The sequence below is a fragment of the Campylobacter sp. 1569 genome, from assembly GCF_024723675.1.
Classification (GTDB): Bacteria; Campylobacterota; Campylobacteria; order Campylobacterales; family Campylobacteraceae; genus Campylobacter_D; species Campylobacter_D jejuni_C.
Genome location: NZ_JANQDB010000003.1, coordinates 40,916 through 58,679, shown reverse-complemented (window position 1 = coordinate 58,679; position 17,764 = coordinate 40,916). Strand labels below are relative to the sequence as shown.

Annotated in this window: 16 protein-coding genes; 4 read left to right on the top strand and 12 right to left on the bottom strand. The window is 31.4% G+C overall.

The genetic code is table 11. The features are described 5' to 3' along the window. Window positions 1-46 precede the first annotated feature (46 nt). From rpmI to purB, 8 genes are all read right to left on the bottom strand, one after another. Complete coding sequence (gene rpmI / locus CAMP5060_RS02195) at window positions 47-238, bottom strand: 50S ribosomal protein L35 (RefSeq protein WP_039617094.1); 192 nt, start codon at window positions 236-238, stop codon at window positions 47-49. Between the two features lie 76 nt (window positions 239-314). Continuing rightward, complete coding sequence (locus CAMP5060_RS02190) at window positions 315-1,409, bottom strand: DNA adenine methylase (RefSeq protein ID WP_337217830.1); 1,095 nt, start codon at window positions 1,407-1,409, stop codon at window positions 315-317. A 34-nt stretch (window positions 1,410-1,443) separates the two neighbouring features. Continuing rightward, window positions 1,444-1,965: a translation initiation factor IF-3 gene (gene infC / locus CAMP5060_RS02185; RefSeq protein WP_337217829.1), complete on the bottom strand. Its 522-nt coding sequence runs from the start codon at window positions 1,963-1,965 to the stop codon at window positions 1,444-1,446. After that, complete coding sequence (thrS, locus tag CAMP5060_RS02180) at window positions 1,962-3,773, bottom strand: threonine--tRNA ligase (RefSeq protein WP_039619515.1); 1,812 nt, start codon at window positions 3,771-3,773, stop codon at window positions 1,962-1,964. Before thrS ends, infC begins: the two co-directional genes overlap by 4 nt. 106 nt (window positions 3,774-3,879) lie before the next feature. After that, a complete protein-coding gene (locus CAMP5060_RS02175; protein ID WP_337217828.1) occupies window positions 3,880-4,686 on the bottom strand; it encodes an undecaprenyl-diphosphate phosphatase in 807 nt (268 codons plus the stop codon). Continuing rightward, entirely contained in the window at window positions 4,683-6,668 is a 1,986-nt protein-coding gene (locus CAMP5060_RS02170; protein ID WP_214135725.1) for an OPT family oligopeptide transporter, read from the bottom strand. Before CAMP5060_RS02170 ends, CAMP5060_RS02175 begins: the two co-directional genes overlap by 4 nt. Window positions 6,669-6,683: 15 nt before the next feature. Further along, window positions 6,684-9,059, bottom strand: a complete 2,376-nt coding sequence (locus CAMP5060_RS02165; protein ID WP_214100153.1) for a ribonucleoside-diphosphate reductase subunit alpha — start codon at window positions 9,057-9,059, stop codon at window positions 6,684-6,686. Between the two features lie 17 nt (window positions 9,060-9,076). After that, window positions 9,077-10,405, bottom strand: coding sequence for an adenylosuccinate lyase (gene purB, locus CAMP5060_RS02160; RefSeq protein WP_337217827.1), 1,329 nt, complete (start codon window positions 10,403-10,405; stop codon window positions 9,077-9,079). Between the two features lie 79 nt (window positions 10,406-10,484). Between purB and CAMP5060_RS02155 the strand changes: the two genes are divergently transcribed. Beyond that, complete coding sequence (locus CAMP5060_RS02155; protein WP_214135724.1) at window positions 10,485-11,387, top strand: RluA family pseudouridine synthase; 903 nt, start codon at window positions 10,485-10,487, stop codon at window positions 11,385-11,387. On the opposite strand, the gene CAMP5060_RS02150 is transcribed toward CAMP5060_RS02155, so the two are convergent. Genes CAMP5060_RS02150 through CAMP5060_RS02135 form a run of 4 tightly spaced genes read right to left on the bottom strand, consistent with a single transcriptional unit; the run spans window position 11,384 to window position 14,112 of the window. Further along, window positions 11,384-12,403: a radical SAM protein gene (locus tag CAMP5060_RS02150; protein WP_337217826.1), complete on the bottom strand. Its 1,020-nt coding sequence runs from the start codon at window positions 12,401-12,403 to the stop codon at window positions 11,384-11,386. The genes CAMP5060_RS02155 and CAMP5060_RS02150 overlap by 4 nt on opposite strands. Next, the gene (locus tag CAMP5060_RS02145) at window positions 12,393-12,503 is read right to left on the bottom strand and encodes a hypothetical protein (protein WP_087699086.1); all 111 of its coding nucleotides are present in this window, start codon (window positions 12,501-12,503) and stop codon (window positions 12,393-12,395) included. Before CAMP5060_RS02145 ends, CAMP5060_RS02150 begins: the two co-directional genes overlap by 11 nt. Then, entirely contained in the window at window positions 12,500-13,570 is a 1,071-nt protein-coding gene (rlmN, locus tag CAMP5060_RS02140; protein WP_337217825.1) for a 23S rRNA (adenine(2503)-C(2))-methyltransferase RlmN, read from the bottom strand. Before rlmN ends, CAMP5060_RS02145 begins: the two co-directional genes overlap by 4 nt. Window positions 13,571-13,578: 8 nt before the next feature. Further along, window positions 13,579-14,112 carry a purine-nucleoside phosphorylase gene (locus CAMP5060_RS02135; RefSeq protein WP_214100157.1) on the bottom strand — a complete coding sequence of 178 codons (534 nt, stop codon included), beginning with the start codon at window positions 14,110-14,112 and terminating at the stop codon, window positions 13,579-13,581. Between the two features lie 90 nt (window positions 14,113-14,202). On the opposite strand from CAMP5060_RS02135, the gene rsmA reads away from it, so the two are divergent. The 3 genes from rsmA to CAMP5060_RS02120 are packed head-to-tail and all read left to right on the top strand — an operon-like array spanning window position 14,203 to window position 17,719. After that, complete coding sequence (gene rsmA, locus CAMP5060_RS02130) at window positions 14,203-15,024, top strand: 16S rRNA (adenine(1518)-N(6)/adenine(1519)-N(6))-dimethyltransferase RsmA (protein ID WP_214100158.1); 822 nt, start codon at window positions 14,203-14,205, stop codon at window positions 15,022-15,024. After that, a complete protein-coding gene (locus CAMP5060_RS02125; RefSeq protein WP_337217824.1) occupies window positions 14,990-16,948 on the top strand; it encodes a ribonuclease J in 1,959 nt (652 codons plus the stop codon). Before rsmA ends, CAMP5060_RS02125 begins: the two co-directional genes overlap by 35 nt. A gap of 9 nt (window positions 16,949-16,957) precedes the next feature. Next, window positions 16,958-17,719: a pseudouridine synthase gene (locus CAMP5060_RS02120; protein WP_214100159.1), complete on the top strand. Its 762-nt coding sequence runs from the start codon at window positions 16,958-16,960 to the stop codon at window positions 17,717-17,719. Window positions 17,720-17,764 lie beyond the last annotated feature (45 nt).

The window sequence follows — 17,764 nt, the reverse complement described above, 5'->3', positions numbered from 1 at the left end:
AAGGGGAGCTTGAATGACTTTCGTCAAAAACTAAATTTAAGCGAGCTTAAATTCCTAACATTTTTTCAACCGCTTTAACATTGGTTGAGTGAACATACTTAGAAGTGCGAAGATCACGCATTCTTTTAGCAGGTTTTTTAGTCAAAATATGGCTTCTATAAGCAGCGCCTCTTTTGATTTTATTTTTACCTACTTTGAAGCGTTTAACAGCACTTTTAACGCTTTTCATTTTTGGCATGTGTATCCTTTGGATCAATTTTTTCATAAAAGAAAGCTATCATTTTACTACAACTATGCTTTAGAAAAATTAAATTCTAATTCTTCTTTTTTAACACATAAAGTTGTTCTTGTATATACATAGAGCGTTTAGAGAGGTTTCTACTAGCTCTAAAGGCATTATACTTTTGCTCAAGCACAAAGCATTCTCCAAGACTTTGAAGTCTTTTTGTGAAATTTTCTTTTTTTACAAAACCTTCACAATTATAAGAAAGCAATACAATCTTAGCTTTTAAATCATTAATCAAATCAAACAAAGCATCTTCGGCTTTTTTTTCTTTGTTAAAAGCACTGCGGTTCCAGTCTTTTGGTATACCAGAAACCTTTGAAATTTCCTTTGGCTTTTTATAATTAGCAATTAAATTTAACATAAAATAATTTGATCCATAAGGGTGTTGATTATAAGGTGGGTCTAAATACGCCACATCAAAGCTATCAAGCTCTTTGGCTAAAATATTTGCATCTTTTTGAAAAACCTCATATTCACAAGTAAAATTTGAAAAAATAGGCATTTTTAAAGCTATATCACCCTTTATACGACTAAGTGCGTTTGCTCCATTTCCTCCAAATTTACCAATGCCATTTTTATCTTTATAAAAGCCTTTAAAAACCCCGCTTGTATTTGCATGCACACTTGCTTCATAAATAAGTGGTGCAATGAAATATTTTTGAATTTCTTTTGGCAAGCTTGAAATTTTTTCTCGCATAGAGTCTAAATACATAGCGTTTTTAAGCGTGTAGAAAACTCTTTCATTCTTTTGGATATACTCATCATCGTTTGGTGCATAAAGCTTGCTTATAAAGCCTTTTTTGAGTTTTAAATCAGAAATTAAAAAAGCATAATGTTTTTGTAATTCTTGTAAAAATTGTGCGTTTTGATTGCTTAAATAACACTCATTGATGATTTTAGAATAATCTTCCAAATCATTTGCCATGATAAAACTCGTATAAGGCTTCACAAAACGCGAAACCACCCCAGAGCCACTAAATACATCACAAAAACTAAATTTGTCTTTTTTAAGCTCATTTTGTGCGAATTTAAAGCCTTGATTTAAAAACTCAAGCAAAGATCTTTTATTGCCAAGATAAGTTATGATTTGTTCTTTTAAAAATTGTGGATTTTCTTCTAGCATAAGTTTAAAATACAAGCCTTAAAAAGGCTTGTGATTATTTTTTCTTTTTAGGAGTTACTAGCATATTTACATAGCGTCCTTCGAGTAAAGGCTCTTTGTCTCTATCTGCTATATCTTCAACCATTTGCCAAATTTTTTCAAGCAAAGCTACCCCTGCTTCAGGAGAGCCCATCTCACGACCTTTTAAAAACACTCTAAATTTCACATGCTTGCCTTGCTCTAAAAACTCGCTTGCGTGTTTGACTTTATAATTAATGTCATTTTGAGCGATTTTCACAGAAAGTTTGATTTCTTTTATATCAATAACTTTTTGTTTTTTCTTTGCTTCTTTTTGTTTCTTTTCTTGTTGATAACGGAATTTTCCATAATCCATTATCTTACATACAGGTGGTTTGGCTTCAGGGGCTATCATCACCAAATCAAACCCTAGTCTATTTGCTATATCTAGCGCTTCATCACTACTAATAATGCCATAAACCTTGCCATCATCACCTATACATCTGATCTCATCTGCTTGAATTTCTTCATTTAGCAATACTTCTTTTTCTTTACTCAAAAGCGTACCTCACTTAATTTCTCCTTTGTTAGGGTTATAAATTCATCTAAAGTCATTGTTTTTTGTTCTTTTGCTCTTCTATCTCTTAAAGCCACACTTTTGTTTGCTACTTCTTCATCACCTAAAACAAGTATCATAGGCACATGTGCTTTTTCAGCGGTGCGGATTTTTTTATTTAAGCTTTCATTTTTATTATACACTTCACTATCAATGCCAAGTTCTAAAAGTTTTCTTGCTATTTCTTTTGCATAATCATGGTGATTTTGCGAAATAGGCACTATAGCTACTTGAGTTGGTGCTATGAAAAATGGCAACTCCCCTGCACAATGCTCTACTAAAATTCCTATAAATCTTTCAAAAGAACCTAAAATAGCACGGTGAAGCATTACAGGTTGTTTTTTCTCATTATCTGCGTCTGTGTATTCGAGTTTAAAACGGCTTGGTAAGTTAAAATCTACTTGTATAGTTCCACACTGCCATTTTCTTTTTAGTGCATCAGTGATTTTTATATCGATTTTTGGACCATAGAAAGCTCCACCGCCCTCATCAATGCCATATTTTAAACCTTGCTCATCTAAAGCTTCTTTTAAAGCCTTTGTAGCTATATCCCAAATTTCATCATCACCTATTGCTTTTGCTGGGCGTGTTGAAATTTCCATTTCATAATCAAACTCAAAAGCCTTCATCAAAGTATCAACAAAGCTTAAAATTTCTAAAACTTGCTCTTTTATCTGACTTGGCATACAAAAAATATGTGCATCATCTTGGGTAAATTCTCTTACCCTAAAAAGCCCGTGTAAAACTCCACTCTTTTCATGGCGGTGCACCACGCCATATTCAAAAAATTTCAAAGGTAAATCACGATAGCTTCTAACATCACTTTGATAAATTTTAATATGTCCTACACAATTCATCGGCTTAATGCCGTATTCTTGCTCATCAATTTGCGTAAAATACATATTTTCTTTATAGTTTGCATAATGTCCACTAATTTTCCACGCATCAGCTTTTAAAAGTTCAGGCCCACGCACAGGCTCATAGCCTCTTAATCTATGTGCTTTATATAGCAAATGCTCTAATTTGCTTCTTAATTTTGCACCATTGCTAAGCCATATAGGAAGCCCACCGCCTATTTCATCATCAAAGGCAAAAAGCTTCATTTCATTACCAAGTTTTCTGTGATCTCTTTTTTTAGCTTCTTCAATGATTTTTAAGTATTCATTTAAACTTTCTTTATCTGCAAAGGCAGTACCATAAATTCTTGTGAGCATTTCTCTTTTTTCATCGCCACCCAAATACGCTCCCGCTACACGAGTAAGCTTGAAAAATCTTAAATATCTAGTGTTTGGCACATGAGGCCCACGGCATAAATCTTCAAATTCACCTTGCTTATAAATACTTACTTTTCCATCAGGAATTCTTAGTAAAACTTCTTGTTTTAAATCATCATTAGCAAATTTTTCTTTAACCTCAGTCTTTGAGAGTTCGTATTTTGTGATGTCTAGTTTTGCTTCTGCTAGTTCTTTCATTTTCTTTTCGATTTTGCTTAAGTCTTCTTCTGAAATCTTACTATCAACTCTAAAATCATAATAAAACCCATCTTCTATCACAGGCCCTACGAAAAATTTAGCCTCTGGATATAAACTTTTAATCGCTTGAGCCATTAAATGCGCACAAGAGTGGCGGATAACTTCTAAACTTTCTTTAGAGTTATCAAAATAAATCGGAGTTAAATTTGTATCATTGTTAAAACTTTGAGTATCTACCAAAGTTTCATTATTTGCATATGCAATTATATCTTTTGTCATTTCTACCCTTAACACTCACTAACCTTGTGAGCTTAAATTAAAATATAAGACTAATTTTAGCTATGAAAAACTTAAACTTTTTTTAAATAAAGGATATTTTTATATTTCAAACACCCGTTCTTGATATATCTAAAGCACCACTCATAAAAAGGTATAAAAATACAAAACCTAAAATTATCCTATAAATTCCAAAAGGTATGAAGTTTATCTTGCTGATTAATTTTAAAAATATTTTAATTACAACAAAAGCCACTATAAAAGCTGTTACAAAACCTATAGCTAAAGGAATGAAATTATTCATATTACTTAAAACCTGTGGTTCTTTATAAATGCTATAAGCTGTTGCGATAATCATAGTTGGTATAGCAAGCAAAAACGAAAATTCAGAAGCAACTTTGCGATCAAGCCCAAGCAATAAGCCGCCTATAATACTTGCTCCACTTCTTGAAGTACCTGGTATGATAGCAAGAGCTTGGGTTAAACCTATCAAAAAAGCTTGTTTATAACTTACCTCATCTAAAGAGTGGATTATGTAGTCTTTTTTTCTATGTTTAAGTTCTATGATGATAAAAATAATCCCGCCAATGATTAACATAGTAGCCACGGTATAGCCATTAAATATTTCTTTTAAAAACTTATATGCTATAAAACCTACTCCACCTGCGGGCAAAAAGCCCACAGCAAGTTTTAACCAAATATCAAGTTTTTGAGTTAGTTTATCTTTGAAAATAAAAATCACCGCTAGTATAGAACCAAGCTGAATAATGATAAAAAAACTTCTCCAAAAATCATCTATATTTAAACCCAAAATTTCAGCACCTAAAATCATATGTCCTGTAGATGAAACAGGTAAAAATTCTGTCAGACCCTCAATGATTCCTAAAATCAAAGCATAATAATAATCTAAATTCATTTTTTAAGCACTCTTCTTGCAAAAATTAGCATAATCGCTACAAAAACTACAAAACCTATAATCCCATCATCTTTAAATGAAGTTGCAATAGCAAGCGGATCTTCAGTCCCACCTCTACTAATAGAAAGTACAGTTAAACCAGCTATTAATACTCCAAATATACTCTCACCCACTATCAAACCAGAGGCAAATAAGGTTCCTTTTTGCTCATGCTCTTGAATAAGTTCTTTTTTATGAGCATTTTTAGCATATCTTTGCTCTAAACGCTTTTTAATTAAATATGCCAATAATCCACCTATAAACAAAGGCATATTAACAGCAGGTGGTAAATATATACCTATACCCACAGCTAAAGGCGGTAAAGACATATTTTTTTTTCTTAATAAACGATCGACGATAATTATACCAACGCCCACAAAAGCTCCCGCTATAATATAACTCCAATCGATATTAGCGTTAAAAATACCTTGAGCTATAGTACTCATCAAATTTGCTTGTGGTGCAGCAAGCGCATTTGCCTCATCCATTCCTTCTCTTGGCATTGCACCCACAAAACCATAAGCTTGGTATAATAAATTTAAAACAGGAGCGATAGCCAAAGCTCCAAATACACAACCTATAATCAAAGAAACTTGCTGTTTCCAAGGAGTTGCACCCACTAAATAGCCAGTTTTTAAATCTTGTAAATTATCATTAGAAATAGCAGCGGTTGCCAAAATAACACTAGTAGTAAATATAGCAAAAGCAATAGCAAATTTAGACATCAAAGGATCGCTAAATAAATCTACTTGATAACCCAAAAGTAAAATAATCAAAGAAGAAATCATAATCCCAATAAGTCCTATACCCGAAATAGGAGAAGATGATGAACCCACTAAACCTGCCATATATCCACAAGCAGAAGCTACAAAAAAGCCTATAAAAATAGCTACTAAAGTTCCCACTAAAGCAAAAAGAATTTGATAACCGCTTGCTAAATTTGAATCAGCCACAAAAGCATAAAATGAAATAAATAAGCCTATACACATAAGTACAAATAAACCTAGCATAGCTTTTAAAGATAAATCCATATCTTTAGGATCTTGTGAGAGGTTTAATGAAGTTTTTTTAAGCATATTTTTCATGCCATCATATACAGGCTTTGCAAGCTCTATTAAAGTCCATAATGCTGCTATAGCAATAGCTCCTGTGCCTATTAAGCGCACTTTTTGAGCCCAAATTTGATTAGCTATATCAAGTGCACTTAAGCTTACATCAAAACTTTCTTTAGCAGAAAAATATGGCACAAAAACCATCCAAGCAAGCACCATACCCGCAAGCAATGCAACACCTCCGGCTATACCTACTAAGTATCCAGCACCCAAAAGTGCCACTGAATAGCCCATAGAAAATCCAAAAGTCATTTTTTGCCAAATAAATGCAAAACTACTTCCACTTGAAAGCAATTTAAAGCCACTTGAAAAAAGGCTTATAATAGAAGCTAATACTACACCAAGTGTGATTTCTTTTAAGCCTACTTTTCCTTTTTTATCAGCTTGGTCTTTATTAGCTACTTTTAAAATTTCAGCAGCAGCTCTTCCTTCAGGATAAGCTAATTTACTCTCTACTACCATAGCTCTACGTAAAGGTATAGTAAAAAGCACGCCTAATCCACCCCCGCAAAGACAGAGCATAAAGGTAAGCCAAAGTGGAAATTCAAACCAATATCCACACATAAAAAGACCCGGTATAACAAAAATCACAGCCGAAAGCGTACCTGCAGCTGAAACTTGAGTTTGAACCATATTATTTTCTAAAATATTAGAGTCTTTAAAGATTTTTAAAACAGCCATTGCAATCACAACAGCAGGAATAGAAGTAGAAAAAGTAAGACCAACTTTGAGCCCCAAATATACATTTGAGGCGGTAAAAACAATCGTTAAAATACTTCCTAGTATTATACCCCTAAGCGTAAGCTCCGGTAGTGAGTTTTTTGTATGCATTTTGCTTCTCCATTTTTATTGACAACCTTCACATTCTATAGTTCTATCAACCACATCATCATTTACTTTTTGACTATCAGGACTTTCGCTTCTTAGATAATAAGTTGATTTAACACCTAATTCCCAAGCAAGTTGATAAATTTCATTTAAATATCCACCGCTTGCTTTATCTAAAGAAACAAAGATATTTAAAGATTGACCTTGATCAATCCATTTACCACGAATCGCTGCTGCTTTTACTAAGATTTTTTGATCAAGCTCATAAGCAGGAGTATAATACTGCCAAGTATTAGTACTTAAATTTGGCACCACAGTTGGTATCATACCGCTTAAGTTTTGCTCAAACCATTTTCTTTTATATACAGGCTCAATTGTTTGAGTAGTACCCACTAAAATAGAAATAGAAGAAGTTGGCGCTATGGCCATTAAATAACCATTTCTTATACCATCTCTTTTTAATTTTTCTCTTAATTTTTCCCAATCACACTCACTTTGATCAAATAAACCTTCACTTGCAGTAAGCTTTTTAGCATTTTCGTTTGCTACATCAATTGGCACTATACCTTTACTCCAGTTTGATCCTTCAAAGTCAGGATAGCTTCCTTTTTCCAAAGCTAAATTTGAGCTAGCTAAAATCGCCTCATAGCTAATCATCTCCATAATACGATCAATTTTTTCAAAATGCTCATTAGAACCCCAATAAATTTGTGCTTCAGCCAGCATTTGTGCTTCACCCATTACACCAAGCCCTATAGCGCGTGATTTTAGGTTGGTATTTTTAACCTTTACATGAGGATAAAAATTTAAATCGATCACATTATCAAGCATTCTTATGGCTGTTGGTACTACTCTTTGGATATCTTCTTTAGTGTTAATTTTACTTAAATTTATACTTGCAAGATTACAAACTGCGGTTTTTCCTTCGTTTTTATATTTTTCGACTATATAGACTTTTTTACCATTAATACTATCCAAAGTAGAAACTTTCTTAGCAAGTTTTTTATATCCCCCATCTATTGTAAGCTCTTCATCCTCATCTAAATGAAGCTCTGTTTTATCATCAAATACGATTTTAATTTGATAATAGTTTGGATCTGTATTTTGAAAAATTTCTGTACATAAATTTGAACTTCTTATAATCCCTGCGTGAGAATTTGGATTTGTTTTGTTTGCACTATCTTTAAAACATAAAAATGGCATACCTGTTTCAAAATAAGATAAAAGTATTTTTTTCCAAAGCTCTTTTGCATCTATAATTTCTTTAGCTATGTTTTCATCTTTTTCAAATTCTTCGTATTTTTTCTCAAATTCTTCACCGTATAAATCGCATAAGCTTGCTGTGTCAGCAGGATCAAAAAGCGTCCATTTATCATTTGCTCTTACTCTTTTCATAAATAAATCATTAATCCATAAAGCAGGGAAAAGCTCATGCGCTCTTCTTCTTTCTTCACCTGAGTTTTTACGCAAATCCAAAAAGTCATTAATATCCATATGCCAAGGTTCAATATAAACTGCAATCGCCCCTTTTCTAGTGCCAAGTTGATCAACAGCTACTGCTATATCGTTAGTGATTTTTAAAAATGGTATGATTCCACCTGCTGCGTTTTTATGCCCATCTATACTTCCACCCATAGCACGCACCTTAGACCAATCCCAGCCTATACCACCACCAAATTTAGACAATAATGCCATTTCTTGATAAGAATCAAAAATCCCTTCTATATTATCAGGCGTACTTCCTATATAACATGAACTTAATTGATGTCTTGTGGTTCTTGCATTTGAAAGAGTTGGGGTTGCAAGCATTACTTCAAAAGTTGAGATTAAGTCATAAAATTTCTTAGCCCAAGTTTGAGAATCTAATTCATTTTGTGCTAAAAACATTGCAATAGCCATAAACATTTGCTGTGGTAATTCTATAGGCATACCCTTAGAATCTTTAATCAAATACCTATCATACAAAGTTTTTATACCAAGATAAGTAAATTGCAAATCGCGTTCTGGCTTTATATAAGCATTAAGATCATCTAAATCATATTTTTCTTTTAAGCCTATTAAAATCCTACCTTCTTTTTCACCTTTTTCAAGATATTCTCTTAAATGTTTATATCCATTATAACCACTTACTTTTTTATATAAATCATATAAAAATAATCTTGCAGCAACAAAGGTCCAATTAGGTCTATCAATATCTATTTTATCTACTGCTGTTTTAATTAAAGTTTGCTGGATTTCTTCTGTTGTTATACCATCACGAAATTGAATTTTTGCATCTACTTCAAGCTCACTTTGGCTAACATTTTCCAAATTTGCCACCGCATCAGTGGTATATTTTTTAATCTTAGAAACATCTAACTCTTCAGTTCTACCATTTCTTTTTAATACTTTCACTCACAACCCCTAATTTATTATTTAAAAGTTCTTTCAAAAATTTTATCTACGTTCTTTGTATAGTAATTATAATCAAAACAATTTCTAATATCTGCTTCACTTAAAGACTTTTTCAAATCCTCATCAGCTAATAAAGCTAATAAAAACAAACTCTCACCTTTTTCATTTAAAGCAGGCTTACCATTTTGCAAATCAGCCCAAACTTTCATAGCATTTCTTTGAACAATCTTGTAAGCTTCTTCTCTGCTTATACCTTTAAATGGAAGTTCAAGCAATACTCTTTGAGAAAATACAAGCCCTCCAGTTAAATTTAAATTTTTCATCATATTTTCTGGATATACCAAAAGCTTTTCTACCACACCGCATAATCTTGAAAGCATAAAATCAGTCGTGATAAAAGCATCAGGTAATACAAATCTTTCTACACTAGAATGTGATATATCTCTTTCATGCCACAATGCTACATTTTCTAAAGCAGGTGTTACATAAGCTCTTATCATCCTGCAAAGACCGGTAATATTTTCACTCAAAACAGGATTTCTTTTATGAGGCATAGCTGAACTTCCTTTTTGTCCTTGAGAAAAATATTCTTCAGCTTCATATACTTCTGTTCTTTGAAAATGGCGGATAGCAACAGCAATTTGCTCACAACTTGAAGCTAAAATAGCTAAAGCCGAGATAACTTGTGCATAACGATCTCTTTGTATAACTTGGTTTGAAACGGGTGCTGGTTTAAGATCTAAATTTTTACAAACTTCTTCTTCAAATTCAAGTGGAGCATGAGCAAAATTTCCCATAGCACCACTGATTTTTCCATAGCTAATCACTTCTTTTGCATGAATAATTAAATCTTTTGCATGAACTAGCGAATCATACCAAATAGCCAAAACTAAACCAAAAGTTATAGGCTCTCCATGAATTCCATGACTTCTTCCTACCATTAAGGTATTTTTATGCTCATATGCTCTTGTTTTAATCGCTGCTAAAACTTGATCTAAATCTTGCAAGATTAGTTTCAAACTATCTTTAATCTGCAAAGCAACTGCAGTATCAATACAATCTGAACTTGTCATTGCATAATGTACAAAACGACTTTCCTCACCTAAGCTTTCACTTACACTAGTTAAAAAAGCGATAACATCATGTTTGGTAGTTTTTTCTATCTCATCTATTCTTGCTATATCAAATTTTGCATTTTTTATAATTTTTTCACAATCATCGTCTTTAATAAGACCAAGTTTATTCCATGCTTTCACAGCAGCTAATTCTACTTTTAGCCATGCATCATATTTTGCTTGCATGTCCCATTTTTTAGCCATGATTTCTCTACTATATCTTTCAACCATTTTCAAGACCTTTTTTTATATAATTTTTTATGAAAAAATAGCTTGAATTTTATTATAAATTACCTAAGAAAGTTATTAAATGGCATATATAAAAAAGAAACTAGCAAATAATGGAAAAAAGGCATTTAGACTACTTATGGATGAGTTGAAAATTTCTATGCGTGAAGCACAAAAACTCATTGATAAAAAAAGACTATTTTGTGATGGAAATTTGGTAGAAGAAAAAAATAAATTTTTAAATGGTTTAGTAGAATTAATCGTATATGAAAATAACCCCAAAGGGTTAGAAATAGTTTTTGAAAATGAAGATTTTGCCATCGTAGAAAAACCAAGTGGAGTGCTAACTCATCCTAATGGGCGCAATTGTGCTTATAGTCTTTGTGATGAAATTTGGCATTTATGGGGTGAAAAAGCTTGCGTGGCTCATAGACTAGATAAAGAAACAAGTGGACTTTTACTCATAGCAAAACATAAAAATGCACAAATTGAGTTAAAAACTATGTTTGAAAAAAGATTAGTGCAAAAAAGCTATCTTGCTCTAGTAAAAGGAAAAACTAAAAAAGAGTTTATAGTAGATAAAAGCATGGATTTGGCTAAAGACTATGATGCAGTCAAAACTAGGATGCATATTTGTGAAAATGGCAAAGAAGCTTTAACACAATTTTATACTTTAGAATATTTTGAAAATTTAGATGCTAGTTTAGTTTTAGCTAAACCTCTAACAGGTAGACAACACCAAATAAGACTACATTTGTTTCATGTGAAACATAAAATTTTAGGTGAACCTTTATATGGTTTAGAAAAAACACAAATAGAGCAAATATTAGATGGAAAAATGAGCGATATCGAAAGAGCTCAAATTACAGGTGCTAAAAGATTGCTTTTGCATTCTTTTAGCTTAGAATTTACATATAAAAATCAAAAATTTTTGATACAATCTCAAAAAGATATAAAAGATGAGTTTTTGAAAAATTTATCTTAATCTTTTTCTAATTTTAAAACCTTATCAGTTTGGATTGCAACTGCAATTTGCTTAGCTGGCTTACCATAATCTCTACAATAATCACAAGATTTATAAAAATCTTGAGAATAAAATTCAAAAAATCTTTTTTTAGAATCCTCTAAATTTAAAAAATCGCCATTAAATTCTTCAAGTCCTTTTAAACGCGATAAGGAACTTGATATAGGGCAAACAAAAACAGCTCCTTTAGGTGCTAATTGTTTATTTTCTAAGCCCTCAGATGTCATCAAACTTACGCATGGCATTTGACAATTACGATAATTTTTGATTATATCTTCTTTACTTCTGCCGCGTTTATAAATTTTTTCAGGATCACTCCAAGTAGAATTTTCGCCACTAGAGTCCATAGAAAATGGAATTTTATTTTCTTTTAATTTTCTTAAAATGTTTTCTTGTTTTAGTGGAATTTTTAAATTTGGCGATCTTTTGTAGTCTGAAATCGTAATTTTTCTAATCTTATTAGATTTTTTTAACTTTTTCATCAATTCATCTTTAAAATCAATGGTTGCATTGGTAACTAAAGAAAAAGTTAGTATTTTCTTTTGAGCATCTAAATAATCAATCAATTGTGGTAAATCTTTAAATAACAAAGGCTCTCCACCTATAATTCTAACTCTTGCAATAGAATCTACCTTAGATAAAAGTAGATCTAATGATTCTATAATACCCTCTAAAGTACAAGTATATTGATTTGATGGTGAAAAATACTGCATCAAATTATTACATGATTCACAACGCAAAGTACATCTTGTAGTTAAAACTAATTCTAAATAAGGAATATCCACCTTACCTTCTAAAACCCTCTTTTCGAAGTATTTTTTTAAATAAAATTTTTTCATCAAAGTAGCATAAGGAACTTTAAAAATTCTAGCAAATCCTCTTTTACCATTTAAATGAGAGAAATACCAAGAAATATTTGGCTTTATATATCTATTTTGAAATAATTGATTTTCTAACAATTGTTTTTTATCTATCATTATTTTTCCCTTCATTTTTTAATACATAAATAATCCCACCAAGTCCTATGATCACTACTATACTTATAAAAATAAGTTGTGCTATATCTAAAAAAGTCATTGTTTACTCTGCCTTTCTTTAAGCTGTCCGCATGCAGCTGAAATATCAAGTCCTTTACTTTCTCTTATTGTACAAGTAATACCTTTTGCACTTAAATAATCTTGAAATTTAACTGCATTTTCAACACTTGGTCTTTTATATAAACTTCCTTCATGTGGATTAAAAAGTATTAAATTCACTTTGGCTTTTATACCATTTAAGAGCTTGACTAATTCTTTTGCATGTTCTATTTTATCATTTATCCCATCAATTAAAAGGTATTCAAACATCACTCTTTTACGCTGATCTATAGGAAAATTTCTCACCGCTTCCATAATACTTGCTATATTATAAGCTTTATTAATAGGCATTAATTCACTTCTAAGCTCATCATTTACAGCATGGAGTGAAATAGCCAAAAGCACGCCTAAATTCATTTCTCCAAGCTCTTTGATCTGTTTTGCTAAACCACTTGTACTTATAGTTTGTCTTCTAGGGCTTATTGCCAAAGCATCATTATCGGCTAAAATTTTAACTGCCTTAGATACATTTTTAAGATTATCCAAAGGCTCACCCATGCCCATATAGACTATATTAACCCTTCTTTCATAAGGTATATTATTATGTTTTTTAATCCACAAAATTTGTCCTACTATTTCCCCTGCGCTTAAATTTCTTTTTAAACCACCTTTAGCAGTAAGACAAAAACTACAACCACTTTTGCACCCCACTTGAGAGGAAACACAAATAGTATATCTTGCATGTTTGATGATTTTGCCATCTTCATCTAAAAGTTCTTCTTTCATTGGTAGCAAAACAGCTTCTATCTTTTTACCATCTAGAAGTTCAAAAAGATATTTAATACTCCCATCTTTGCTTTTTTCATCTTTCACACATTTTAAAGGTGAAAAATGAAAATTTTCTTGCAAAAACACCCTAAAGTCTTTTGGTAAAGATGACATTTGTAAAAAATCATCTGCATATTTTTTATATACCCATTCAAAAATTTGCTTTGCTCTAAATTTTGGCTGAACTAAATTTTCTAATTCTTCTTTAGTAAAATCTAATATATTTTTTAATTCACTCAATTTTTTTCCTATATAAGTTTTTTATCTAACAAAAATTCTTTTAATAATTCTTTTGCTTTTTGATGGTTTTTTAAAAAATCTTCATGTGCAAATTCATTACAAAAATTTGTCGCACATAAATAACAAATTCCTTCTATCCCTTGCATTTTTGCACAAGAAAGCACCGCGTATGCTTCCATATTTTCTATATGTACGCCCTTTTTAAAAAATTCTTGGGCGATATTTTCATCTTTGCAAATATAATTTGAAGAATTAATCATAGTTTCATGTGAAACATTTAATCTAATCTCATTTGCTATAGGTGTATAGAAACTATCAAATAAATCTGCGTATTCTAAATTTGCAGCATTAGAACTTTCATAAATGTCTAAAATTTTTCCTTCTTGGTAAATTCCACATGTGCCTATAAAAATCACTCTATCTACTTTTACTTGACTTAAAATTTTACCTAGAGAAAAAGCAGAATTAACCAAACCTATGCCTATACTTTGTGCAAATTTAAAATCCTCATTTCCTCCTGCACACACTATAAGATTTTTCAAAAATTAACCTTTATAAAAAATAATTCAAATTTTATCTAATTAGCGCTTAAAATAATGCTATAATTAATATTTTTTAGATAGAATAAATTTATGATAAAAGCAAAAAAACATTTTGGGCAAAATTTTTTATGTGATAAAAGCGTGGTAGATAAAATCATCCAAGCCATACCCAAAGATACTAAAAATATAGTTGAGATTGGGCCTGGCTTAGGTGATTTAACGCAAGAACTTTTGAAAATCCCACAAGCTCATATTAGAGCTTATGAGATTGATAAAGATTTGATTCCTATTTTAAATAAAAAATTTCAAAATGAGATTGAAGGTGGAAATTTTGAGCTTATCCATCAAAATGCAAGTGATGCTTTTGATCAAGGAAGTTTAAGCGATAAAGAGTACTTTTTAGTAGCAAATTTACCATATTATATTGCTACAAATTTGATTTTAAAAGCCCTAGAAGATCAAAATTGTCTTGGGCTTATAGTAATGGTGCAAAAAGAAGTAGCACAGAAATTTTGTGCAAATGAAAAAGAAAGTAATTTTTCGGCTTTAGGGGTGCTTTGTGCATTAATATGTCAAAGACAAATGCTTTTTGATATACAGCCACAAAGCTTTAATCCTCCGCCAAAAGTTACTTCAGCTGTAATGAAGTTAATAAAAACCACTCATTATCAGCAAAAGTGTAAAAATATAGAAGCTTTTAAAGAATTTCTTAGAGCTTGTTTTCAAAATCCTAGAAAACAACTCTTATCTAATTTTAAAAATAAAAAAGAAAAAATTTTAAAAGCATTTGAAGCACTAAATCTCTCTTCTACCTCAAGAGCTCATGAAATTAGCGTTGATTCATACCTTAAAATTTATGACTATTTAAAGGATGACTATGAGCGAAGAAAACAAAACTCAAGAGCAAAATAAAACTAAAAGATTTAATAAATTTAGAAACAAAAGAAAAAAAGATTCACAAAATCAAGATCAAAATAGCGAAATTAAAAATGAAACAAAAGTAGAAAATACTCAAACTGAAGCTAGTGAAGAAAAAAAGAAAAAGAAAAAAAATAGAAATTTACCTTCTAAATTAAGTGGTAATGAAGAATGGCAAATAGAACTTGCCAAAAGCATAGAAGCTAATAAAATTATGCACGAGCTAAGACTTCACCCTTTAAAACACAACAACTCAAGCGAACATAAAATTCGTATTACGCCTTTAGGCGGGCTTGGAGAAATCGGTGGAAATATCACTGTTTTTGAAACCAACAACGATGCGATTATCGTTGATATAGGTATGAGTTTTCCAGATGGAACCATGCATGGAGTAGATATTATCATACCTGATTTTGACTATGTAAGAAAGATTAAAAACAAAATTCGCGCTATCATCATCACTCATGCTCATGAAGATCATATCGGTGCTGTGCCGTATTTTTTCAAAGAATTCCAATTTCCTATCTATGCAACACCTTTAGCACTAGGTATGATTTCAAATAAATTTGAAGAGCATGGTTTAAAGGCTGAGCGTAAATGGTTTAGACCTATAACAAAAAGACAAATTTATGAAATAGGTGAATTTAATTTAGAATGGATTCACATAACCCACTCTATCATCGATGCTTGTGCTTTAGCCATTAAAACTAAAGCAGGAACCATCATACACACTGGTGATTTTAAAATAGATCAAACACCAATTGATGGTTATCCAACGGATTTAAGTCGTTTAGCTCAATATGGCGAGGAAGGCGTGCTTTGTCTTTTAAGTGATAGTACAAACTCATATAAAGAAGGTTATACAAAAAGTGAAAGCTCCGTAGGCCCTACTTTTGATCAAATTTTTGCCAAAACTAAAGGCAGGGTAATCATGAGCACCTTTAGCTCTAATATCCACCGTGTATATCAAGCTATTAGCTATGGTTTAAAATACGGCAGAAAAGTGTGTGTTATAGGGCGCTCTATGGAAAGAAATCTCTATACCACTATGGAACTTGGCTATATCAAACTTGATAGAAAAATTTTCATTGACGCTGATGAAGTAAGCAAATATAAAGATAATGAAGTACTAATTGTCACTACAGGAAGTCAAGGCGAGACTATGAGTGCTTTATATAGAATGGCTACAGATGAGCATAAATTTATCAAAATTAAACCTAGCGATCAAGTTATCATTTCGGCTAAAGCAATACCAGGCAATGAAGCAAATGTTTCTGCTGTGCTTGATTTTCTTTTAAAAGCAGGAGCTAAAGTAGCTTATCAAGAATTTAGTGAAATTCATGTAAGCGGACATGCTAGTATAGAAGAACAAAAACTCATGCTAACTTTAGTAAAACCTAAATTTTTCTTACCAGTGCATGGAGAGTATAATCATATCAATAAACACAAAGAAACTGCTCTAAAATGTGGTATACCTGAAAGAAACATCTACTTAATGAGTGATGGGGATCAAGTAGAGCTTTGTCAAAAATACATCAAACGTGTAAAAACAGTTAAAACAGGAAAAGTCTTTGTGGATAATCAAATCAACAAACAAATCGCAGATGATGTGGTAATTGATAGACAAAAACTAGCAGATAGCGGTATAGTTGTCATTATCGCCCAACTTGATAAAGCAAGTAAAACACTAATTAATAAACCAAGAGTATTTAGTTATGGCTTGGTAGCTGATAAACAAGATGGAGCATTCTCAAAAGAAATGAGTGATGTTTTAAGTCAATTTTTCCCAAATGTAAAAGATGAAATTTTAGATAATCCAAAAGTTTTAGAAGCTCAAATTAGACAAGTACTAAGAAAGCATATTTTTAGAAAAATCAAAAAATATCCAACCATAGTACCAACTATTTTTGTGATGTAAAGTAAAATTATGAGAATTAATAAATTCATCTCACACAATAGCAAATATTCTCGCCGTGAGGCTGATGAGCTAATCAAGCAAGGCTTAGTAAAAATCAATAAAAAAACAGCCTTACTCAGTGATAGTGTAAATACTGAGGATAAAGTTTTTATCAATGGTAAAAAACTCCATAAAAAAACACAATTTTCAGTCATCATTTATCACAAACAAAAAGGTGAAATAGTTAGTAAAAAAGATGATAGAGGCAGAAAAACCATCTATCATACTTTACCAAAACAATTTAGCACTTGGCTTAGCGTAGGAAGGCTTGACTTTGCAAGCGAGGGATTGCTTTTACTAACTGATTCACCTGTGATAGCAGATGCGCTTATGCATAGTGATTTAGAAAGAGAATATTACTTAAAAGTAAAAGGTAATATAGATAAAAATGTCATCGAAGCTATGCAAAATGGCTTAGAAATTCAAAATGAGAAAAAAGGGGCTCACGCTAAAACTAAAATAACCTCAATGAGTTTTGCTCCATTTTTAGGCTTTGAAATTTTTGGCTCAAGCGGAGGCTATACGAAACTAAAAGTAATCATTAATGAAGGCAAAAATAGAGAGCTAAGACGCTTTTTTGGACATTTTGATTTAGAAGTGATGGATCTTAAAAGAGTGGCATTTGGAGCATTAGATCTTGGCATGTTAAAAGCTGGCAAATATCGTTATTTGGAAAATGGCGAGTATGAAAAACTACGCGATTTTTTAAAAACAAATGATATTAGGTATTAAAATTAATACTTTAAAAATACTTAAATTAATTAAAATTTAATTTTA